Source organism: Tractidigestivibacter sp., from assembly GCF_057241865.1.
In genome coordinates, this window is the sequence record NZ_DBHHPX010000032.1 from 1 (window position 1) to 21021 (window position 21021).

The following is a 21021-nucleotide window of genomic DNA, read 5'->3' on the forward strand; positions in this document are numbered from 1 at the left end:
TGGGAGCAGGAATCTGGATTGTGGGTCAAGCTAAGCTACTGCGGAAGAGTAGAGGAGGGCGTGGCCTTCTGCAAGAAGATTCGGCCGAAGAAGGTAACCCATGTCAGAAAGCCTCGGTACTGATGGAGGAAGCACTGTTCGGGGTACCGTCATTTGCTCCTGCTACCTGCCTTGGCGTCTTGCGTTGGCGGTTTCCTGAAGAAGGGCGCGGGGGGAAGCGCACATCCTGTGGAAACCCTCCTTCTCCCCCATCGCCTTTGATGCAATTGCCGTGTTACTATCTTTTCAGTCTCCCCGCTCCTGCCTTTTAGGCGATGAGACCTGCACTGTTCTCACAATTCTTGCGTGGGCACCTATCCCCTCCACCAAGCCAGTGCATACGCTTTGGTGTGGCGGAAACGAAGGGACAGCAGACATGGCAAAAGCCGTCAGCGTGCTCATAGGGATTGTGGCCACCACGACTATCATCACGTCAACAAGGAGTTCTCGGTTGAATATTCTTTGCTTTGGCGAGCCCCTCATAAGACTGGCGACCATGGGCTACGAACGCCTCGAGGATGCCCATGCACTCGAAGTCACCTATGGCGGCAGCGAGGCAGTTGTGGCCGCCTCGCTGGCCTCCCAAGGGGAAAGCGTTGCTTTTGCTTCGAAGGTATCTGCAAATCGTCTAGGGACAAACTCCCTCATGATGCTTGCTCGCTGTGGAGTAGACACATCACGCGTCATTAGGTCGAGCGAACGAATGGGCCTCTACTATTCCGAGCGTGGGCGCTCAATTAGGCCTTCCATTGTCACGTATGACCGCAGCGGCACTGCCATGGCCATGGCTTCGCGCACCGATTTCAACTGGGATCGCATGCTCAACGGCGTCGACTTGCTATTCTTCTCCGGTGTGACACCTGCCATTTCAGAGGAGATGTTCGCTGCGTGCAAAGAAGGCTTGTACGCCTGCCGAGGTCGCGGAATCCATGTAGTGTGCGACCTAAATTACCGCAGCACAATGCTGGAGCCAAGCGTCGCTATGGAACGTATGCACCAGCTTCTCCCAAACATTGACGAACTCATTGCGTCTGAAGATGACATACTCTCAATAACGAGCGCCAACATTCCGAAGAACGAGACCTTTGACTACTGCCTCTCGGTGTTCAAGGGTCTTCTCCTTGATTATCCGCTCCATGAAGCTTGTTTTGTCGTAAGGCAGAGCGACCGCTATGACTTTGGCAGCTTCCGAGGCGCACTTCTCACCCGTGATGGAGAGTATCTCTCAAAGACACAGAGGGCTGCGGTAACAGACCTCTCCAGCAGCGGGACCATTTTTGCTGCAAGCATGGTTCACGCACAGAGCTGCAAATGGGACCCGCAGTTCTGCATCGATTATGCGACCATGGCCAGCGCCTACAAGGCCACTGTGGCAGGAGACCTCTGCTTCGCAACCGAAACCGAGCTCGCAAGCCTCCTGGCAGATACCGCTCAGCCATCAATTCGCCAGTAGGCCCCTATTCGCTCCTCAGCGCCTCGACCGGGTCCTCGCGCGACGCCTTGGCCGCAGGGATAAGCCCCGCGATAAAGGTGAGCGCCACGGATATCGCGATGAGCCCCACCGCTGCCTGGGGTGGGAGCTGCGCGAGGTTGGACACGTCGAAGTTGTTCTCGATGATGGAGTTGGCAGGTATGAGCAGCATCAGCGTAATGCCAATACCCATTACACCTGCCACCAGCCCCTCGATGATGGTCTCGGCGTTGAACACCTCAGAGATGTTGAGCTTGCTCGCACCAATCGAGCGTAGGATGCCAATCTCCTTCTTGCGCTCGAGCACCGAGATGTATGTGATGATGCCGATCATGATCGACGAGACGACAAGCGAAATGGACACAAACGCCACAAGCATGGCAGTCACCATGTTGAGGATGTCCGAGACTGAGCTCATCATGGTGCCAACCATGTCGGACCAGGTCACGACCTTGTCTTCCTCCCCTGCTTGCCTCTGCATGTCGTTGTAGTCGTTGAGGATCGAGATGACTTTGTCCTTGGCGGTAAAGTCTGTGGGGTAGATGTCAATCTCTGAGGGCTTGTCCAGGTCACTGTACCCCAGCTTGCTCAGGTTGCCGTCGTAGGTCGCGCTGCCAGAGCCCAGAAGCGAGCTCATGATGGCCTTGAGGTCGTCCTCGGTAAGGTTGAACTGGAACGCACTTGCCAGCTTCGACTCGTCTACCTGCATCGCACTTGCCATGTTACCCATGAAGCTCTCCATGGAGGCCGTGAGCGCATCCTCGAGGCCCGCTTCGATCTGGATGGCCGCCTGGGTCATGACCTGCGCCATGGCAGATTGCACGTACTGGCTCACCGCCGACGTGATTGCCGTGGTGAGGCTGTCCGCAACCTTCTCCTGGTAGAGTGCGACCACCTTGTTCACGACGTCTGTCGTGACGCCCTCAGGCGTAGTCGCGCCGGAGCCTGCAAGCTTGCCCACGGCCTCGGCAAGCTGCTGCTTGAGGTCGTCGGTGTCGATGGAATCCACCACGGCGGTGCGGATCTTCTCGCTCACCGCATCCGAGGCGAGGTAGTCCGCAACGCTCCCGCTGGGGTTCTCCTGCTGCCAAGCCACCCATCCCTGCGCCACCTGGGTAAGGGCCTCGGCAAGGCGCTCCTGCCCACCGTCCCTGAACTTGACGCTCACGCCCGAGAGTGCCTCTCTGACCTGGCCTTCCGTGAGGTCGGGGAAGACCTGCCTGAGGTCATCGGCACTCAGCTGCGGCAAGTCGGGCGAGTCAAGTTGCAGCTCCGAGGGGTCCATCGCGGGCACAGTGATAGACGAGAGGTCCATGGGGGAGAGGTCGAGCCCCGAGAGGTCAAGGCTAGAGGCGCTTGCCGCAAGTGCCGCGCTGTCAAACGAGAAGGCCGATTGGAACTTGGTCCCATCGATGGTGATGAACGAGGAGAAGTCGATGCTGTCCGTGTTGCCCGCCGCCTCGTCGGCAAAGGTCTCACCGGTGAAGACGTCCACATCGGGATTGGCAATCTGGTCCTGGACGATCTGCGACTGCGCGGCGTCAGAGATGACCTGCTCGGTCAGCGCCTTGGTGTAGTAGATGCCCGAGGAGAGCGTGTGCGCGCGGCTGGACTCCTTGGGCTGCACAACGCCCACGATGTGGAGTTTGGTGCCATTCTCAACCAGCGACCTCATGTATTCCTCGTCGTCGGAGCGGTCGGACCACACGCCCAGACTTTGCTCGTAGGAATACATGTCGCTGGCGTTGACCAGCGAGAACGTCGGCGACATAAGCTGGTCTGTGGTATAGGTTGCCGAGGCGTCGGCATCCTCCACAGCCTCCCCCGAGACAAACTCGCTCACCATCGTCTCGAGCTCGCTGTGGTCACGAAGGCCCATGTCGTAGGCGAGAAGGTCGAGCAGCCTCCCCTTGGAGTCAAGCACGAGCACCAGCTCGTCGGCCGTCTCGGGCCAACGGCCTGCCTTCACGTCGTACTGGTCCTCGAAGAGCGACAGCGTGCCAGGAAGCTGGGAGAACACATCGGTCGACATCCCCAAGGAAGAGGAGCCGGAGCCCATGCCAAGCGACGAGAAGGCTGACTCCGGATTCACTTGGACAACGCCCTCGGAGGTATCTGCGAGAAAGATCTGGGGTGTGACATCATACTTGTAGTCAATCGCCGAGACCTGGCTTTCAATGTCACCACCATTGCCATCCAGGTACCCCTTGAGTGACGCGGTGTCGTTTGACCCGACGCTTGCCGCCATGTTCGAAATCATGGGCGCCGTGCTCACCGTCCCGTCACCCGTATCAGCACCGCCATCGTCGGAGGCATCACTCTTGTCCGCGCTCGCCGAGGAGAGCATCGACGCCATGTCCACGCTCTGCTCGGATATCTGGACCGGGTAGGCCGAGAGGGTCTCCTCCTCCACCGAGTTGATGTAGTTGTTGACACCGTTTGCAAGCGAGAGGATCGCGGCGATGCCGATAATGCCAATCGACCCCGCGAACGCTGTCATGATCGTGCGGCCCTTCTTGGTCATGAGGTTGTTGAACGAGAGGCCCATGGCGGTAAGGAATGACATCGAGGTCTTGCGCGTGGGCTTAGCAGGGCGTCGCTCCTCCTCCGGCCCAAGCTCGAAGGGCGCGGAATCGCTCGTGATGTGGCCGTCGCGCAGCTCGACGATGCGCGTGGCGTACCGTCGAGCAAGGTCTGGGTTGTGAGTGACCATCACGACGAGCCGCTCGCGCGAGACCTCTTTGAGAAGGTCCATGACCTGCACGGATGTGGTCGAGTCAAGAGCTCCTGTGGGCTCATCGGCGAGAAGGATCTCGGGATCGTTGATGAGAGCGCGAGCGATGGCCACGCGCTGCATCTGCCCGCCGGAGAGTTGCGCCGGCCTCTTGTCCACATGGTCTGCCAGGCCCACGTCGGCAAGCGCCTTGAGGGCACGCTCACGGCGTTCCGAGCGAGAGACGCCGGAGAGTGTGAGCGCCAGCTCGACGTTTGCAAGGACGGTCTGGTGTGGGATGAGGTTGTAGCTCTGGAACACGAATCCGATGCGATTGTTGCGGTAGGCGTCCCAGTCACGGTCGCGAAAGCGCTGCGTAGAGATGCCGTCGACGAGAAGGTCTCCGGAGTCAAAGTGGTCAAGGCCGCCCACGACGTTGAGCATCGTGGTCTTGCCCGAGCCCGAGGGGCCGAGAACCGCCACGAACTCCGAGTCCCTAAAGGCCACGCTCACGTGGTCAAGCGCCACCTGCGTGAAGTTCCCCGTCACGTACTTCTTGGAGATGTCCCTGAGTTCGAGCATGCGGTTCCTGTCAGTTGGGCTGCCTTGGCTCTTTCCAGCTTACCCAAGGCGGCCTTTCGGGATCACACCCAAAGCCCTCCGTCCACGAAAGCGAGACCAAGTTTGAACGCCACGACGCGACGCCCGCCGGCGAGCGGCCATCCCGTGACCCTCTCGCATGCTGCGCCCTTGGGTAGAATTGAGCGTGCAACACACGCGCCGCTCGGCGGCGAGACGGAGAGGAACACCATGGCAGACGCCAACGAAGAGAAGATCAGGCAGGAGATGGACGAAGTCCTGCACGGCCACTCGAAGGCGACACAGGGCCCAGCCGGCTTCAAGCAGAACGAGTACACCAAGATTCACCACGTAATTGGGGTTATCTCTGGCAAGGGCGGCGTGGGCAAGTCGTTTGTCTGCGGCGGCCTTGCCATCGCGCTCGTACGTGCCGGTGCGCGCGTGGGCATTCTGGACGCAGACATTACCGGCCCCTCAATCCCTAAGATGCTGGGTCTTGCCGGGAAGCGCGCCACCGCCGTGGACGACATGCTGATTCCCGCCGCCACCAAGGGCGGCATCAAGATCATGAGCGCCAACCTCGTCCTCGAGAACGAGACCGACCCCATCGTGTGGCGCGGCCCTGTCATTGCTGGCGCCTTGAGGCAGTTCTTCGAGGAGTGCGCCTGGGGCGAGCTGGACTACCTTCTCGTCGACATGCCCCCGGGAACCGGTGACGTGCCGCTCACCGTGTTCCAGTCGCTGCCCATCGAGGGCGTTGTGGTGGTCTCCTCGCCGCAGGACCTTGTGCAGATGGTCGTGGGCAAGGCGTTCAACATGGCGTCCATGATGCACGTGCCCGTGCTTGGCCTGGTCGAGAACATGGCCTACGTCACCTGCCCACACTGCGGCGAGAAGATCTGGCCATACGGGCCCAGCCGCCTCTCGCAGACGTCCGACGAGTACGGCATCGACGCACTGGGCGAGCTGCCCATCGACCCCACCCTGGCCGCCGCATGCGACCACGGCACGCTCGAGGACGAGCTGCCGCAGGACTTCTTGTCCAAGGCCGTCCAGGCTGTGACCTCCGCCTGCGAGCCCGATGACGCAAAGGCGTCATCGGGGGCAACGGAGTAGCGCATGTCCTCTCGGCCGAGAAGCGCACCGCATACGGGCCGTGGGTCATCGCGCCTTGCGCGGGAGCGCGAGCTTGTCGCACGAGCGCGGGGGCTCGCGATGCCCAGCCAGGTAGACGTGGCTGTTGTCGGGGCCGGTGCCGCTGGCCTCGTGGCCTCCATCGCAGCTGCCGAGGCAGGTGCGCAGGTGGTTGCCATCGAGCGCGGGCTCGAGTGCGGGCGCAGCATCCTCGCCACCGGCGGTGGCCGCTGCAACCTTGCGAATGCGAGCCTCTCGGTCGAGAGATACCGGCATCCGCGGTTTGTGTCCGCTGTCTCAGGGACGAGCTTCCTCGAGGACGTGCTTGGCTTCTTCTCGGCATGTGGGCTGGCCGTGGCCGAGGAAGAAGGCGGCAGGCTCTACCCAGTGACTCGCGAGGCGGCTTCTGTGCGAGAGGTGCTTCTCGCGCGTGCCCTCAAGGCCGGCGCTCTACTGGCGTGCGGGCGTGAGGCAACCGGCGTTGCGTGGACGGATGGCGGTTTCCGACTTGAGCTGCTGCCCGTCTTCGAAGGCGGTAGGAAAGAGACGCTTGCCGCACGTACGGTCGTGATTGCCACGGGAGGCGACGATGGCTCGCTTGCCGGCTCCTTGGGGCTTCCCCGGGTGCCCGCACGGCCTGTGCTCTGCCCGCTTGCGTGCGAGGGACTCGCCTTCGCTGCGCTCGACGGACGGCGCACGCGCGTCTCGGCGGTCCTTGCGCGGGATGGGGTGACGGTTGCGCGGGAGGCCGGCGAGCTTCTCTTCAGGCCCTATGGGATCTCGGGCATCGTAAGCTTTGACCTCTCACGCACTGCACTGCCGGGAGACAAGCTGGTGCTCGACCTGTTGCCTGAGGTCGATGAGCACACCGCCCACGAGCTTGCCTCACGCGGAGGCACGGCAGGGCTTCTCGACGATGCGCTTGCTGCCCAGCTCGCACAGCACGGCAGCTCACACGCGGAGGATGTGGTGGCGCGGGCAAAGGCGGTCGAGCTTACTGTCACCGGTACTGCAGACGAGAAGCGCGCGCAGGTCATGGCAGGTGGCATCGACGTTGACGCGCTTGATCCCACAACGCTTTGCTGCCAAGACGTGCCCGGGGCGTTTGCCTGCGGTGAGGCTGTGGACGTAGACGGGGCCTGCGGGGGCTACAACCTCGCGTGGGCGTGGAAGAGCGGCATGGTGGCAGGCACTTCGGCTGCCCACTTCGTGCGGAGGGACTAGCGTGATAGAGGTGTCCGGTATACGTGTGTCGCTCTCGCAGCTGGACGGCACAGACGTCCGTGAGCTGGCCGTCCTCCGCAAGGCGCTCGCCCGCCATCTGCGCCTGCGTCCAGAGGAGCTTGTCCACGTCACGCGGCGCAAGCGCTCCGTCGATGCGAGGAAAAAGGGCGACGTCCAGCTCGTCTTCACCCTGCGTGCGGAGCTTCCTGGCGGAGTGGCGGCAGAGAGGGCCCTTCTCGAGAGGCTCTCTTCTGCTCGCAAGGCAAACGGGGTGCATATGGTTGACGCCGCCGACAAGGAATTCCCTGCGCCGCTCGACCGCACGCCACGCGACCAAGGCCCCATCGTTGTTGTGGGCGCGGGGTGCGCCGGCCTCTTCTGCGCACTCTCGCTTGCGCGTGCCGGACTGGCACCCCTCCTCGTTGAGCGTGGCGACGGCGTCGCGCGGCGCGCGCAGGCAGTTCGCCATCATAACGAGACGGGCCAGCTTGACCCCGAGAGCAACATTCAGTTTGGCGTTGGCGGAGCCGGGACCTTCTCCGACGGAAAGCTGCAGACGGGCACGAAGAGCCCCTTCCATCGGCTGGTGCTCAGGACCTTTGCGGAGGCCGGTGCCCAGCAGCGCATCCTCTGGGACGCGAAGCCCCACATTGGAAGCGACGTCCTTCCTGGCGTGGTGACCCACATCATCGAGATGGTCGAGGAGGCGGGCGGTACCGTGCGGTGCCGTTGCCGCCTGGTCGACCTTGAGATAGGTGACGGGCGCGTACGCGCGGTGACGCTGCGCTCCGAGGATCCGGAGACCGGGATTGTCACCGAGGAGCGCGTGCCGTGCTCGAGGGCGGTACTGGCGTGTGGGCACTCGGCCCGCGACATCTTCGAGCTGCTGCGCGTGCGCGAGGTTCCCATGGAGCGCAAGACCTTCGCGATGGGCGTGCGCATCGAGCATCTCCAGGCAGACATTGACCGAGCGCTCTACGGACCATCGGCAGGCAACCCCACGCTGGGTGCCGCACCGTACAGCCTTGCCGTGCACCTGCCCTCGGGACGCTCGGCCTTCTCGTTCTGTATGTGCCCTGGCGGATATGTGGTCTCTGCCGCGAGTGAGCAGGGCGGCGTTGTCACCAACGGCATGAGCTACTCCGACCGTGCGGGCGACAACGCGAACTCGGGCCTGCTTGCCAACGTGTTCCCGGAGGACCTCCCCGGTGACGACGTCCTTGCCGGCATTGAGCTGCAGCGCGCGTGCGAGCGGACAGCGTTCGAGGCCGGCGGCGGCGCCTTCGTTGCCCCAGCGCAGCTCGTGGGAGACTTTCTGCATGGCAGGCCGTCCCCTGCGGCAGGGGGCATCGAGCCAACCTATCCTCGGGGCGTTGCCTGGGGAGACGTCTCAACCTGCCTCCCCTCCTACATCACCGAAACCCTGCGCGCCGCCGTCCCCGAGATGGGGCGCAAGCTCCGCGGGTTCGACCGACCGGACGCCGTGCTTACCGGCGTGGAGACAAGGTCGAGCTCTCCTGTGCGCGTGACGCGAGGTGACGACCTGCAAAGCGTGGGCGTCCGCGGGCTCTGGCCTGTTGGCGAGGGTGCCGGCTATGCGGGAGGCATCATGAGCGCGGCCACCGACGGCCTGCGCGTGGCCGAGGCCGTTGTCACCGACGTAGCAGAGGGGCTACACCGCTAGGAGGGAATAACCGTATCGCACACGCTACCTCTGCCCAAACGTCACCCTCCTGTTGAGCAAGAACTGCATAAGCCCCGCTGACACGAGGGCGACAAGCTTCGCCACGAGCGACGTGGAGAAGGGCGCGGGAGCGCAGTTGGTGAAGGCGCCGATGACCAACTCCTGCACGCCCATGCCGCAGAGTCCCACGCCGATGAAGACCATGTAGCGCCGTGCCGGCCTGTCCGTCACATGGAAGGTGTGCCGCCGGTTGAGAAAAAAGCTCAACGTAAGGCCGGCGGTCACGCTCGCCACGTTCGCGGCGAGCGGATTCCAGCCGCTCGCCGACGTAAGGGCGAGAAAGACGAGCATGTCGACGGTCGAGCAGACGCACCCAAAAAGCGCGTATGAGATGAGCTGTCTGAGCGCCTCGCGCATATCCCCGCAGATGCCCTACGGTTTCTTACTTGTCCCTAACCGCATCGGCAAGGCGCTTGAGCTCCTCGTCCTGGTTCATGCCGGTGAGGAACGCGACGCCGTTAAAGACGGGGACGTCGAACTCACGCTCGGGGCGGACCACGGCAACGTATGCGTCCGCATCCTTGAGAGCCTTGTCGAGGTCGGAGACGGCAACCGCCTCAACGTCCGCGACGATCCCCTCGTCAGCCAGCAGCTTCTTGACCTTGTAGGCCACGGTCGCAGAGGTTGCGACCCCGGAACCACACGCAACAACAATCCTTGCAGCCATGATGCCTCCTCAGTGGGTTGGAAACCCGTCACGCAACCGCCACACAACACAAACCTGCTGTCCACATCATACTCCAGACCCGTCGTTAGGCCTCGGACTTGCTAGTGCTTCCCGCGGTACTTGCGCCTCGTGGCATGCGTGCTTCCCTTTCTCGCACCAGCCTTGAGCCGCTTCATGACTTCCTCCTCGCTCGTCCCCTCAAACTGGCTCTTGAGTTCGACGAGCTGGTCGCGAATGCGGGCGGCCTGTTCGTACTCCATCGCCTCGGACGCCGAGGCCAGCACCGCCTATATGCCATGCAGGAACGTCGTCCTCTTCATCGGACAGTCCCTTGAATGGAACGACCTGTTCAAGGACAGAAGGGCCAGGTTTGGGCGCGGCAACGGCTCCGTGCCGGACCCCAAGACCTACCAGACGGACGAACAGGACGTCTTCGTGTGAGGCGGTTCGACGCGAGCCACCTTTCGCGCGATGGACCCGAGACGTCCACCATGTACACCGCCGAGGACAAGATGAAGACCATAACGCCTTATCAGGCCAAGCGCGTCGCCAGGATCGTGCGCATGAGGCTCGTGGGCGATAAGAACGAGGGCAGGAGGTAGAAGCGGAGCCGCTCATACACCACGAACAGGGGCACGGGATTCCGTAGCGAGATACGCTTCGCAATATATCGCCTTAGGAACCCTGAGCCCCTTACGTCGCAAATGGCAGACTCGCAGACCGGTTCTGTCATCGACATTCCAGATGCCTACTCGCCCATGACCTCGACGTACACCATGCGACGCTGCGGCCCATCGAACTCGGCGAGGTACACGTCCTGGGCACCGCCCAGGAGCGCATTCCCCTCAGTTACGGGGAACATGCAATTGTTGCCCACGAGCGTCTGTTTGAGGTGTCCCTGTGAGTTATTGCCCGTAGCCCCATAGCTTGGCAGGAAGTGCGCGTGTGCATACGGGACGTCCAGCGGGACCATGCGCTCTAGCATCTCCTGCAGGTCGCGCTCCACGCAGGGCAGCCCCTCGTTCACGACGACGCCGCAGGTGGTGTGCGCAGACATCACGGCAACGAGCCCCTCGCCCACGCCAGACTCCTCAACCTCGCGCCGCACGTCCTCCGTGATCTTGACGAGCTGCGTGGGTTCGCTCGTGAGGTACGAGAGCTTCCTCAGTACAACCATCGCTATTCGCCTCCCAGGTACTCGAGGGCGTTCGCGGTGAGAAGCGCCTCGCGCGCGTAGTCGGGAAGCCCCAGCGCATCGACGGCGCGTATCAGCTTGAAGGCCCGAAAGCGCGGCGTGTTACTGCCGAACATCACCTGATGCAACAGACTGCGTTGGAACCACCGCGGTCCCATGTCCCGCTTGAAGAGGCGCTCGATCGACTCCTCCAGGGAGTCCAGGTAGAGCACGGAGCACTCCGTGTAGCAGTTGGGGTACTTCAGCATCAGCATCACCGTCTCCCTCACCCACGGCCACGCAAAGTGCGACAGACACACGCACACCTTTGGATGGCTCATAATGGCCTCCTCTATAGCGAGGGGATGGCCGTATTTCGTAGGCGCGTTCGGCTCCCACGAGAGTCCGGCGTCTACCATCATCGGTCGATCGTACTTCTGGCACAGCTCGAAGAGCGGCTCCGTGCAGGCATCGGTCATCCAGAAGCACTGTTTTGCAGGATGAAGTGACAGGCCACGCGCACCCAGTTCCATGAAGGCGCGCTCGAGCACCTCGGGCGCATCGGGGCGGTTGGGATCCACGCTCGCAAACCCGACGAACCGGTCCGGATAATCTGCGACGATGCTTGCCACCTGCTCGTTCGTAGCAATCCAGCCACCTGCCGTCGTGGTGAGGTCAAGCGGGAGGAGCACGCTCTTCTCGATGCCCCCGTAGTCAAGCTCAGCAAACACCTCGTCGTACTCCATGGGACCCATGTGCCCCATGCCAAACTCGCGCTCCCAGAATGCGAAGTCATCCTCGCTGTAGATCGACTTGTACAGAAGCGGATGGACGTTGACGTCAATTGCCACGGCACGCCTCCTAGTAGGGTTCGAACTTCGTGATGGCCTGGCTTGCCAGCTCGGCACCGCGGCGCTGGCAGGCGGGTATGTCCCAGCCGTTTATGAGACCGAAGGTGAAGCCCGCGATATAGGAGTCTCCCGCGCCGACGGTGTTGACGATCTTGGGCGGCACGGCGATGCCTCCCTCGTAGTAGCGGCTGCCGTCATAGCTGAGTGACCCCCGCTCCCCCATCGTAGCGGTCACGATGCGCGGCCCAAAGCCCTGCACATGGCGTATCCAATCTCGGATGTGGCCCATGTCGTCTCCGTCGTAGCTCATGAAGGCGTAGTCGACGTAGGGGAAGTAGTCCTCGCAGTGGTAGGCAGGGTCTTCCGAGAAGACCGAGAAGTCCATCACGCCCATGATTCCGGCTTCGTGCCAAGGCTTTAGGTGGTCGAGCACGTTGCCGAAGAGATCCGTATGGAACATCTGGTGCGACCGCACAAAGGCATCGTCCTCCGGAGTGAGCGCATAGCCCGCCATCACGCCCTCGACTTCCTTAAGGTGCACCCGGTCGACGCCGTTCCTGAGGCCCATCAGCATCACGCAGGTATCGCCGTCCTCGACGCGCATGTGAGAGATGTCGATCTTCTCGCCCGCGAGGGCCTTTCGCATCCCCACTCCGTACTCATCCGTCCCGACGACGCTCACGATCGAGACGGGCACGCCCATGCGCGAAAGGTGGACGCCCCAGTCGACGCCGTTACCCGTTGGATAGAACCTCCCAAGGTCCTGGTACACGTCAGCGCAGCAGAATCCCACCGCCACGACGCTCCTCACATCCGTCGGCTCCATGATTGCCTCCAAAAGGCGGACCCGCACGGGACCCGCCATCAGCTGCCACTAGTACTTGAGACCGTGACCCCAGCTGCCATCCTGGGCGCAGCACACGTCGGAGGCGAACTCCGCCGCAAACGCGAGTCCAGCCGTGTACGCCTCCTGCCGCGAGGCGCCCCTCTTGATGCTGTCCAGGGACTTGACCAGGAACGACGTCAGGAACGAGTCTCCCGCACCCATCGCGTCGCGCATGTGCTCGACGGGCTTGGACTCCTGGCGGTAGTAGCGCTCGCCGTCGTAAGCGTAGCACCCGTCCACGCCGCGAGTGGCAGAGACCCAGTTCGGCCCCAGCTCGTGAACCTTGCGCAGGCGCTCGCGCGTCTCGTCTACCGTGAGGTCGGAGGCCGAGAAGAACGCGTAGGTCACATTTGGCGCCACCTCCTGGAAGTACTCCCATGTGGAGTCGTCAGAGAAGTCGAACGAGAGCGGTATGCCGGCGTCGTGGATTTTGTGGAGCTGACGCTCCGTGTAGCAGTAGTTGCCAGAGTGGATGACGTCGAACTGGCGCAGATATTCGATGTCGAAGCGGTCGAGGACGTAGCTCGTCTCGCCCCTTATGCCGCCCTTGTTGTAGTCGCCCCAGATGCGGTCGCCGTCCGGCGCTATCGACACGCAGCTGTAGCCGTTCTCCCCCAGAAGCTGCTTGCACTTGACGGTCTCGACGTCCTCCTCGTGAAGGCTGCGAATGACGTGCTCCGCGCGGTCATCGCTCCCGAAGTAGCCCATGTAGGCAGCCCTGCACACGCCCGCCTTCTTCGCGTACACCGCGAAGTTGACGCAGTTGCCTCCCGGATACATGGTCCTCACATGCTCGTACACGTCCACCACGTTGTCACCAAAGCCGCACACGGCGACGTTGAGGTCCTGCTTCTGCATTACGCTGCCCCTTTCCCGCGTCCACGTGGGCGCGTCCTCATTCTCAATCGGGTCGAAGTCCCGAGTATCAGTTTTTCTCGCCTAGTACTCGACGACGCCCATATAGCGACGGACGTCGGGGTCGTGGTCGAACGCCTTGCCACGCACGCCGCGCAGGGAGACGTTCATCTCGTAGAAGAAGATCGGGTCGAGGTAGGTGCGGACGGAGGCGTCCACGTCAGCCATGCCGTACTCGGCGGAGTCGAGCACCATGAGGGTGTCCGTGTGGGTCTTGAGGAAGCACTCCGCGCGCTCGTCGATGGGACGGTTTGCGCCGGACCCCTTCTGCAGGAAGTAGAAGACGCCGTCCTCGGTGCACTCGAAGGGACCATGGAAGTACTCGGCCGAGTTGATGTAGGAGCAGTTCTGCCACTGCATCTCCATGAGCGAGCAGATCGCGAAGCCGTAGGTCTGGCAGAAGTTCGGGCCGGAGCCAAGGACATAAAAGAAGTCATGCTTCTTGCAGAGCTCCGCAAAGCGGGGACCGAGTTCGGACTCGATGCGCGGCTTGGCTGCCGCGATGATGCTGTCGAGCTGGCCGATGCCCTTCACGAGCGCGTCGGTGTCGGCGTAGCCGTCCTGAGCCGCCATGAGGTCTGCCGCCAGAGTGAGCGAGAAGCCCGCGGGACGGGCGGACTGGGGCGTGTCGTCCTCCCACTCGTACACCCAGCAAGGCCATTCGCCGTTGTCAATCTTGGAACCAGCGCGGTTGGTCATAGTAACCACGCGAGCGCCTCGCTCCTTGGCCAGGGCGGTTGCCTCGATGGTCTCGGCCGTACCACCGGAGTGACTGCAGGTGACAACCAGGCTCGAGGGGCCGAGCTGTGCGGGCGGGAAGGTGTTGAACTCCGCCGCTGTGTGAATGGCGCTCATTATGCTCTTGCTGTTGGCGTTGATGAGGCAGTTGGCAGGATAGAGGTCGATGACCGACCCGCCGCAAGCCACCCAGTACACCTGGGACACGTCCCCATCGGCCAGGACCTGCTTTGCGAAATCATGTGCGTTCATGTTTTTCTCCTATTCCGTAACACACGGTTTTATGCCATTTACCTGCAATGATGCGTAGGCTCTGTTCGCCTTCGGCACGCCACGCCTAAAGCTCGTCTTCGAAGTAGCGTTCGAGATTGTGGAAGTTCCTGAAATCTGCCGCCGCGGGATCGATGAGATACCGTTCGTCCGTGATCTCCTGCCCCAGGAAGCCTGAGTAGCCATATTTGTCGAGTGTGGTCACCCAATCCCCTAGGTTGCGATTCCCATCGCCCCAAACGAAATGGCCGTAGGGATTGCAGTCCACAAAGTGCATGTTCCTGATATCGCTGCCCAGCGACTCAAACCATTGCTCGAGCGTCTCACCCGACACGCTCATGGCAACCGTGTCTACCATCGCCTTAAGGTTGGGATGTCCGACTTCCTCAAGCATGCGTTTCTCATCCTCAAGGGTGACGACGAGTTGGCTTTCCTGGGGCCTGAGAGTCTCGAGCGTCAGGACGATGCCCTCTTGCTCTGCAACCTCCGCAAGCGAACGGAGCATGTCTCGACTTCTCTTCCATGCCTCCTCGCGGCTCTCGTTCCAATAGCCCCATCCGGAGTTGATCGAAAGGTACGTGCAGCCCAGTTCGGCGGCACACCGTATTGCGTTGGCAAAGTAGTCATGACAACGTGATACATAGAGTTCCTCCTGCGGGTTCACCTGGTAGGGAGAAATAACGTTCTCGGGACAGAGGACGTTTGCCGTAAGCCCGCGCGACTCAATCTTGTGACGAATAGCCTTGGCATCGTAATAGCCTAGGCAGTCAATCCACAGGTGGGGCATGGCACCCCAGAGCTCGATTCCCGTGAAGCCAAGCCTTTCCTGACAATCAAGGAAGGCGTCCAGTGACCATTGGGACCAGTGGATGTTCATGCCGTCAATCTGGTCACGGCGAATGGTCGGCGCACTCATTCCGTTGCCTCCCCCACAATGAAGCGGCTAAGGGACTGGTAGTTACGGCAATCAGCCTCCTTGGGATTGTCAAGGTAACGGCCGTCCGTTATCTCCTGGCCGAGCAGCCCCTCGTATCCAAACTCGTTGAGCACGTCGATGTATCGCTCGAGCGGAAAGAGCCCATCGCCCCAGACGAGATGGCCGTAAGGCCGACCGTCCGCAAAATGGCAGTGCATGATCTTCTCACCCAGACGTTCGAACCACTGGCGAGGAGTCTCGCCCGCAACGCCCATGGCGACGGTATCGAGCGCGGCACCAAGGTTGGGATTCCTCACTGCGTCGACGAGTGTCGCCACATCATCCAGCGTGTTACAGACCTTGGACTCCTCCGGGCGGACAGACTCAAGCGCAATCGTCACCCCTGCCTCCCGGGCGTAAGAAGCAATTTGCTCGAAGTGCCTGACCGCACGGTCGAAGGCCACATCGTGATCCTCGTTCAGCGTCCCGCCGCAGGCATTTGTGAGCATCATGTCCGCGCCGAGCTTCCTGCACACGTCCATCGCTCGTTTGAGAAACTCCATCGAGCGCCCGTGCGCCGCCTCGTCTGCATAGTTGTTACGCCACTGCATGCAGGAGCACTCTGGGGTGAAGAGTGCAACCCTCATGCCTCGCGCCTCGACCTTGCGACGCACTTCGTCTGGATCCTGGTTCCAGGACTCATCCATGTAGAAGTGCGGTGCCTCTCCTACCAGCTCGATTGCCTCGTAGCCCGCCTCAGCATGTCCGTCCAGCATATAGTCGAGCGGGTACATGATGTAGTGAATTCCCAGCGCGCAAAGCTGGCTTCGCTTGATGTGCGCCATGGCCTCTACCCCAGCTCGTCGTACACGACGCAACCGTCGCTCACGGTGAGGGCGGCGTTCACGTCACGCGCATCCGCGGGATCCATGTGAAGCACATCACCCTGCAGCACAACTACGTCCGCGAGCTTGCCTGGCTCAAGCGTGCCCAGCCTGTCCTCCGAGTAGCAGTCATAGGCGCCGTTGGCGGTCCAGACCGTGAGCATCTGTGGAACGGAGAGCATGTTCTCGAGACGGGCGGTCCCGCCATCGTCGAAATACCCGCCACAGCCGCAGTAGATTGACTCCCCAATGGACGGCAGCATGAGCGGCAGGTCCGTGTCACCCACGACAACGCAGCCCGACTCCCACATCTTGCGGCGCATCCAGTAGTGGCGGTAGCGCTCTGAGCCAAGCTGCGCCATCACCATCGACTCGAGGTCTCCCTTGCGGTCGAGCGACTGTATCTGCGGGTAGACCTCGCAGATTCCGCCCAGCGCACCGAGCCTCTCGATGTCCTCGGGGTCGCTGAACTCCATGTCCGTGATGGCGTGGCGCATCACGAGACGGCCACGGTCATCGCGGCGGCACTTCTCGTAGAGGTCCACGACATGCGCTACTGCGGCATTGCCCTGACAGTGCAGGGAGAACCTGAATCCCGCCTCGTCAGCCGCAAAGAGCTCGCGCTCGATGAGGTCCCACTCCACGGGAACGGCGCAGCGACTCGTCGGGTCTGAGAGGTACGGCTCCTTGAGTTCGGCCATGCCGGAGGCGATGGACCTGTCCGTCATGCGGTTGAATCCCGAGAAGGACAGGAAGTCTCCGTCCAGGCGTTTCCTCATCCTGCACCCATAATCCAGATCCATGCCGCGGCCTACGGGCTGGCTCATCAGCCTGACGCGTACGGTAAGCTCGTCGGACGCAGCCATTCGTTCCATGACGTCCACGAAGCCATAGTAGTCGTCGAACGACATCTCCTTTATCTGCGTGACGCCGCGGGCATTGAGCATGCGCATGTAATCGCGGTAGAGACCAGGCATCTCGGGCAGCGTGAGGTAGTCGCGCATCATGCGCCATATCTTCTCTGCGTAGCACTCCTCCGGCGTGAAGCCATATCGCTCGCGAGCCGCCGAGTTCATCCAACACGTGTCGCGATCCGACGTGAAGGCAACCACCGGCCTCTTGGGGAACGCAGCGTCCAGGGCGTCTTCCGCATCGTCACCGAACTCGTCCGCATTCCAACCGTGGCCGAACATCGGGGAATCCGCCGAAAGAGTCTCCGCATATGACGCAAGTGCCGCAATACCTGACTGTGTGTCATGGGCGTCGGAGAGGTCGCATCCCAAGCGCTGGAGTGCCCAGCCAGTAAAGAAGGTGTGGTTGTCCGTCATGCCAGGGATAACTGTACGATTGCCGGCATCGATTACGCGGGTCGCGTCGCACAAGTAGGCATCTGCGCCTGCCCTGTCACCCGACGCCACAATTCGGTTACCATTTGTTGCCACGAAGCCGTCGAAGGGTTCCGCTCCCGTCGCATCGAATACGTTCTTCGAGAGGATAACGAGCCTATCGGGTCTTTCCGTCATCGCCTTGCCTTTCGCCTCGTTGCGTCGTTTCACCCTGCCCTCTTCCGCATCACTCAAACCGCGAGGCTACGCAGGAAGAAGACCGGAGACTGCCGTCACCACAATGCCCAGAACCGCGATGAGCAGGATAAACTTCCAGCAGGTCTTCCACCACTGGCCAAAGCTGATCTTGGAGACCGAGAGGCCAGCAACTGTCATGCCTGCGGTGGGGCTGATGGAGTTGATGGTCTGGTTAGCAAGGCAGAGCGCCGTGACCGCCGCCTCGGGGTTCACGCCCATGAGTTGGGTGAGGGGCCCAAGGATCGGCATCGTAAGCGCAGCGAGGCCAGAGGAACTGGGGACCAGGAACGAGAGCAGACCGAGCACGATGTAGAGGAGCGTTGTGTAGACGGGCGTCGGGACACCGGCAAGCGCAGTGGCCATGGCGTTGAGAATCGTGTCGATGATCATTCCATTCTCGGCGATGACGAGGATGGAGCGAGCAAGTCCGATGATGATGGCCGCATACGCAAAGTCCGCGAGACCCTTGACGAACTCCTCCGCTATCTCGCGCTCGCCGAGGCCGCCGACGATGCCCGAGAGGACGCCCATACCAAAGAAGACGGCACTGATCTCGTCCATGTACCAGCCCTGCGTGACAAGTCCCCAGATGATGATGCCCATACCAACCGTAAACACGATGAGGACACCCTTCTGGCGTGCGGAGAACGGCTGCTGGATGGCATCGTCCTGAACGGAGAACTCGACGCGCTTGGCGATATCGTCCTTGTAGGTAATGGAGCCCTGCGGGTCCTTCTTGACCTTCTTCGCATAGCGCATGACCCAGATGATTGCCAGGATGGTGAACACGACCCAGACGATGGCACGCAGCCACAGCTGGGGGTTGCCCTTGATGCCAACGATGCCCTGGGCGATGAGGACGTTGAACGGGTTGACGGTCGAGGCGATGTAGCCGATGTTGGGACCCATGAAGCAGATCAGGAAAGCCGTCATGGAGTCGTAGCCCAGTGCCATCATGATGGGTATGAAGATCGCGTAGAACGGCAGCGCCTCCTCGGACATGCCGAACGTCGTTCCGCAGATGGAGAGCAGTACCATCACGACTGGGATTATGAGGATGTCCTTGTCCTTGAACTTGCCGATTACATGGCTGAGGCCTGCGTTGATTGCGTTTGTCTTCGTGATGATGGCAAAGGATCCGCCGATGAGAAGGACGAAGGCCACGACGTCGGCAGCTGCCTGGATACCCTGAGTCGGTGCCTCAAGCAACTGCATGACGCTGCAGCGGAGGTCGACCGTCTCGCCCGTCTCCTTATCTGTATAGACCTTGCTCGTAGGCTTGTAGGTACCTGCAACGGCGACTTCCTTTTCGCCCGCCGCGGTCTGCACCGTCTTGCGCTCATACGAGCCCGAGGGGATTATCCAGGTGAGAACCGCGAAGATAATCATGAGAAGGAACACAATCGTGTACACATGCGGCAAGCGGAACTGATGCTTCTTCTTGGGTGAAGCGACCTCTTCTGCCATACGAGCCTCCCAAATGTCCTTGTTGCCACCCTTGTGCTGACAACTCGTTATATAAGGTTATAGTACGTCCTATAACGTGTTATAAATGAGACTCACGAAGTTTCGCCCGCTGAAACGTATCCTGCGGCGAGCGGTAGAAAATAGCGGCTGGATTGCGTCCAGCCGCCTCGTTACGCTATATGCGATTGTCCATTTGTCCTAAATGTTAAAGACGTATAAGCTGCACACGATGTACTGCTTGCCTATTAGGAACGGTTTACCGTCCTGGTCCGTAAAGTTGATCTTCTCGTAGAAGAGCGGCTCTCCCACGGCCACGTTCAGCTCAGACGCCTTGTCGGGGCTTGCCCGAACAACCTCGAGTGTGCAGAGGTCATCCCCACGGGGTCTCCGGCCGCTCTTCGCCTCGACGTAATCGAAGATCGACGTATTGGACAGATCAGCGTCGAGCAGGAACTCGAATCCCTCGAGTGGGAAGTAGTTATTCTCTAACATGATGGGCACGCCATCGGCAGTGCGAAGTCGTCTCACGTGAACGAGCTCAGCACCTTCCCTCAAGCCAAGAAACGATGCCTCGCTCTCGTGGGCCTTTACGATCTCGATGCCCAGGACCTTTGCGCCCGCCACACGACCGTCCTCGGCACAGGTATCGGTAAAGCTCTGGACCTCGCTCTTCTGAAAGATTTTCCTGGTCAACTTACGCTGGCACACAAAGGTACCCTTGCCCTGGCGCTTTATGAGGTAACCTTCGTCCACGAGCTCGGACACCGCGCGCCTGATGGTAATCCTGCTGACGGAGTACATCTCGGAGAGTTCCGACTCCGAGGGAATCATATCGCCCGCAGAAAACTTTCCACTGTCAACCTTGTCGCGTATGTCCTCCATTACTTGCTGGTAAAGCGGGGTAAGAGACCCCTCCTCGATTTTCATGTACTCATCCTTCAGCCCGCTTGCGCGTCTGCGCAACGAAATATCTGCACTTGCATTATAGATGGGCATCGAACGGGATTGCCTATCACGCAATCCGCAACTGACGCCGAACCTCCTACCTACACTGCCGTAATCCGTGCCTCGCTCACAGTCAGTTGATACTGCTACAATATAACGTAATATAATGTTCTATTATATCCGAATAAAGATGCCGACAGCGTCGCATGTCATTCTACGAGTGGAGGCCAGTCCGGTGAAGCTATCGAACCTGCGAAACAAGCGAGGACGAACCAAGGAGGTATATGCAGACGCTTCCGTCAAGAAGCCGCTGGACGAAAAGGATTGCATCGTCTGTGGGCAGCATACCAATCATGTTGCCACTGTCTATCTCGGCAGGCAGGAGACATCCGCAGATGACGCATCCAGCATCGAATGGCAGCCCTGCACAATGGCTCTCTGCCCCGATTGCGCTGCGCAAGAGCTCGACAGTCGCGGCTTTGGCGTCCTGGTCTACGTGGCATTGCAGGTCTGCTGGATCCCGCTGTTCACGCATGGAATCTCCGGACTGGGGCTGGGTGGCGCGGCGATTGCAGCTTGGGCACTCGTGTGCCTGGCAAGAACCGCAGGCCAAACCATGTGGTGCCGGATACACGTGGGCGACGGAATGCCCCTGCCGGAATGGCTACGCACCGAGAGTGCAGAGGAGAGGGACAGCCGAGCTCTGCGCGATGTTCTTCAATCGAGCGCACCGGGCACCGGACTCTTCGTGGATACGCTGGCGGAGCATCGTAGGAGAGAGAAATGAGGTGCGCCTAGCAAGGGACACGGCCATCGGGGCC

The 21021-nt window shown here is 61.1% G+C and carries 21 protein-coding genes; 7 read left to right on the forward strand and 14 right to left on the reverse strand.

Translation table 11 applies throughout. From position 1 onward, the window contains the following. Positions 1-415 precede the first annotated feature (415 nt). Entirely contained in the window at positions 416-1492 is a 1077-nt protein-coding gene (locus ACO59D_RS09930; RefSeq protein WP_485126839.1) for a sugar kinase, read from the forward strand. 4 nt (positions 1493-1496) lie between these two features. On the opposite strand, the gene ACO59D_RS09935 is transcribed toward ACO59D_RS09930, so the two are convergent. Next, a complete protein-coding gene (locus ACO59D_RS09935; protein WP_485126840.1) occupies positions 1497-4805 on the reverse strand; it encodes an ABC transporter ATP-binding protein/permease in 3309 nt (1102 codons plus the stop codon). 228 nt (positions 4806-5033) lie between these two features. Here ACO59D_RS09935 and ACO59D_RS09940 point away from each other — a divergent pair, with 228 nt between their 5' ends. The 3 genes from ACO59D_RS09940 (at position 5034) to ACO59D_RS09950 (ending at position 8844) form a co-directional block, all read left to right on the forward strand. Further along, positions 5034-5918, forward strand: coding sequence for an Mrp/NBP35 family ATP-binding protein (locus ACO59D_RS09940; protein WP_485126841.1), 885 nt, complete (start codon positions 5034-5036; stop codon positions 5916-5918). A 99-nt stretch (positions 5919-6017) separates the two neighbouring features. Continuing rightward, positions 6018-7160: an aminoacetone oxidase family FAD-binding enzyme gene (locus ACO59D_RS09945; protein WP_485126842.1), complete on the forward strand. Its 1143-nt coding sequence runs from the start codon at positions 6018-6020 to the stop codon at positions 7158-7160. A 1-nt stretch (position 7161) separates the two neighbouring features. Further along, the gene (locus tag ACO59D_RS09950; RefSeq protein WP_485126843.1) at positions 7162-8844 is read left to right on the forward strand and encodes an NAD(P)/FAD-dependent oxidoreductase; all 1683 of its coding nucleotides are present in this window, start codon (positions 7162-7164) and stop codon (positions 8842-8844) included. Between the two features lie 24 nt (positions 8845-8868). Here the strand turns inward: ACO59D_RS09950 and ACO59D_RS09955 are convergent, their stop codons facing one another. The 3 genes from ACO59D_RS09955 to ACO59D_RS09965 all read right to left on the reverse strand — a co-directional run bounded on the left by ACO59D_RS09955 (position 8869) and on the right by ACO59D_RS09965 (position 9855). Continuing rightward, positions 8869-9261, reverse strand: a complete 393-nt coding sequence (locus ACO59D_RS09955) for a GtrA family protein (protein ID WP_485126844.1) — start codon at positions 9259-9261, stop codon at positions 8869-8871. Between the two features lie 25 nt (positions 9262-9286). Further along, the gene (locus ACO59D_RS09960) at positions 9287-9571 is read right to left on the reverse strand and encodes a PTS sugar transporter subunit IIB (RefSeq protein WP_485126845.1); all 285 of its coding nucleotides are present in this window, start codon (positions 9569-9571) and stop codon (positions 9287-9289) included. 101 nt (positions 9572-9672) lie between these two features. Next, positions 9673-9855 (reverse strand): UvrB/UvrC motif-containing protein, encoded by a 183-nt coding sequence (locus tag ACO59D_RS09965; RefSeq protein WP_371683394.1) that lies wholly within the window; start codon positions 9853-9855, stop codon positions 9673-9675. 7 nt (positions 9856-9862) lie between these two features. Between ACO59D_RS09965 and ACO59D_RS09970 the strand changes: the two genes are divergently transcribed. After that, entirely contained in the window at positions 9863-10012 is a 150-nt protein-coding gene (locus tag ACO59D_RS09970) for a hypothetical protein (RefSeq protein WP_165443669.1), read from the forward strand. Continuing rightward, entirely contained in the window at positions 10009-10173 is a 165-nt protein-coding gene (locus ACO59D_RS09975; RefSeq protein ID WP_485126846.1) for a hypothetical protein, read from the forward strand. Before ACO59D_RS09970 ends, ACO59D_RS09975 begins: the two co-directional genes overlap by 4 nt. A gap of 146 nt (positions 10174-10319) precedes the next feature. Here ACO59D_RS09975 and ACO59D_RS09980 read toward each other — a convergent pair whose 3' ends face one another. The 10 genes from ACO59D_RS09980 to ACO59D_RS10025 form a co-directional block, all read right to left on the reverse strand. Beyond that, entirely contained in the window at positions 10320-10748 is a 429-nt protein-coding gene (locus ACO59D_RS09980; RefSeq protein WP_485126847.1) for a secondary thiamine-phosphate synthase enzyme YjbQ, read from the reverse strand. A gap of 2 nt (positions 10749-10750) precedes the next feature. After that, a complete protein-coding gene (locus ACO59D_RS09985) occupies positions 10751-11596 on the reverse strand; it encodes an amidohydrolase family protein (protein WP_485126848.1) in 846 nt (281 codons plus the stop codon). Positions 11597-11606: 10 nt separating this feature from the next. After that, entirely contained in the window at positions 11607-12422 is an 816-nt protein-coding gene (locus tag ACO59D_RS09990; protein WP_485126849.1) for a PfkB family carbohydrate kinase, read from the reverse strand. Positions 12423-12470: 48 nt separating this feature from the next. Next, positions 12471-13340 (reverse strand): PfkB family carbohydrate kinase, encoded by an 870-nt coding sequence (locus ACO59D_RS09995; RefSeq protein ID WP_485126850.1) that lies wholly within the window; start codon positions 13338-13340, stop codon positions 12471-12473. 81 nt (positions 13341-13421) lie between these two features. Continuing rightward, the gene (locus ACO59D_RS10000; RefSeq protein ID WP_485126851.1) at positions 13422-14387 is read right to left on the reverse strand and encodes an SIS domain-containing protein; all 966 of its coding nucleotides are present in this window, start codon (positions 14385-14387) and stop codon (positions 13422-13424) included. 85 nt (positions 14388-14472) lie between these two features. Then, positions 14473-15321 carry a sugar phosphate isomerase/epimerase family protein gene (locus tag ACO59D_RS10005; RefSeq protein WP_485126852.1) on the reverse strand — a complete coding sequence of 283 codons (849 nt, stop codon included), beginning with the start codon at positions 15319-15321 and terminating at the stop codon, positions 14473-14475. After that, positions 15318-16166 (reverse strand): sugar phosphate isomerase/epimerase family protein, encoded by an 849-nt coding sequence (locus ACO59D_RS10010; RefSeq protein WP_485126853.1) that lies wholly within the window; start codon positions 16164-16166, stop codon positions 15318-15320. The genes ACO59D_RS10005 and ACO59D_RS10010 overlap by 4 nt, the downstream gene beginning before the upstream one ends. Before the next feature lie 5 nt (positions 16167-16171). Further along, entirely contained in the window at positions 16172-17728 is a 1557-nt protein-coding gene (locus ACO59D_RS10015) for an amidohydrolase (protein ID WP_485126854.1), read from the reverse strand. Positions 17729-17794: 66 nt separating this feature from the next. Beyond that, positions 17795-19255: a YfcC family protein gene (locus ACO59D_RS10020; RefSeq protein ID WP_485126855.1), complete on the reverse strand. Its 1461-nt coding sequence runs from the start codon at positions 19253-19255 to the stop codon at positions 17795-17797. A 198-nt stretch (positions 19256-19453) separates the two neighbouring features. Next, positions 19454-20182 carry a GntR family transcriptional regulator gene (locus tag ACO59D_RS10025; protein ID WP_485126856.1) on the reverse strand — a complete coding sequence of 243 codons (729 nt, stop codon included), beginning with the start codon at positions 20180-20182 and terminating at the stop codon, positions 19454-19456. Between the two features lie 253 nt (positions 20183-20435). Here ACO59D_RS10025 and ACO59D_RS10030 point away from each other — a divergent pair, with 253 nt between their 5' ends. Continuing rightward, positions 20436-20987 carry a hypothetical protein gene (locus tag ACO59D_RS10030; RefSeq protein ID WP_485126857.1) on the forward strand — a complete coding sequence of 184 codons (552 nt, stop codon included), beginning with the start codon at positions 20436-20438 and terminating at the stop codon, positions 20985-20987. Positions 20988-21021: the final 34 nt, after the last annotated feature.

Excerpts from the sequence above, each read along its gene's own strand:
- ACO59D_RS09960 (WP_485126845.1), bottom strand. The coding sequence starts at position 9,571 with ATGGCTGCAAGGATTGTTGTTGCGTGTGGTTCCGGGGTCGCAACCTCT.
- ACO59D_RS09945 (WP_485126842.1), top strand. The coding sequence starts at position 6,018 with ATGCCCAGCCAGGTAGACGTGGCTGTTGTCGGGGCCGGTGCCGCTGGC.
- ACO59D_RS09955 (WP_485126844.1), bottom strand. The coding sequence starts at position 9,261 with ATGCGCGAGGCGCTCAGACAGCTCATCTCATACGCGCTTTTTGGGTGC.
- ACO59D_RS10020 (WP_485126855.1), bottom strand. The coding sequence starts at position 19,255 with ATGGCAGAAGAGGTCGCTTCACCCAAGAAGAAGCATCAGTTCCGCTTG.
- ACO59D_RS09930 (WP_485126839.1), top strand. The coding sequence starts at position 416 with ATGGCAAAAGCCGTCAGCGTGCTCATAGGGATTGTGGCCACCACGACT.
- ACO59D_RS09995 (WP_485126850.1), bottom strand. The coding sequence starts at position 13,340 with ATGCAGAAGCAGGACCTCAACGTCGCCGTGTGCGGCTTTGGTGACAAC.
- ACO59D_RS09990 (WP_485126849.1), bottom strand. The coding sequence starts at position 12,422 with ATGGAGCCGACGGATGTGAGGAGCGTCGTGGCGGTGGGATTCTGCTGC.
- ACO59D_RS10025 (WP_485126856.1), bottom strand. The coding sequence starts at position 20,182 with ATGAAAATCGAGGAGGGGTCTCTTACCCCGCTTTACCAGCAAGTAATG.
- ACO59D_RS10015 (WP_485126854.1), bottom strand. The coding sequence starts at position 17,728 with ATGACGGAAAGACCCGATAGGCTCGTTATCCTCTCGAAGAACGTATTC.
- ACO59D_RS10000 (WP_485126851.1), bottom strand. The coding sequence starts at position 14,387 with ATGAACGCACATGATTTCGCAAAGCAGGTCCTGGCCGATGGGGACGTG.
- ACO59D_RS10005 (WP_485126852.1), bottom strand. The coding sequence starts at position 15,321 with ATGAGTGCGCCGACCATTCGCCGTGACCAGATTGACGGCATGAACATC.
- ACO59D_RS09980 (WP_485126847.1), bottom strand. The coding sequence starts at position 10,748 with ATGGTTGTACTGAGGAAGCTCTCGTACCTCACGAGCGAACCCACGCAG.
- ACO59D_RS09970 (WP_165443669.1), top strand. The coding sequence starts at position 9,863 with ATGCCATGCAGGAACGTCGTCCTCTTCATCGGACAGTCCCTTGAATGG.
- ACO59D_RS10010 (WP_485126853.1), bottom strand. The coding sequence starts at position 16,166 with ATGGCGCACATCAAGCGAAGCCAGCTTTGCGCGCTGGGAATTCACTAC.
- ACO59D_RS09935 (WP_485126840.1), bottom strand. The coding sequence starts at position 4,805 with ATGCTCGAACTCAGGGACATCTCCAAGAAGTACGTGACGGGGAACTTC.
- ACO59D_RS09940 (WP_485126841.1), top strand. The coding sequence starts at position 5,034 with ATGGCAGACGCCAACGAAGAGAAGATCAGGCAGGAGATGGACGAAGTC.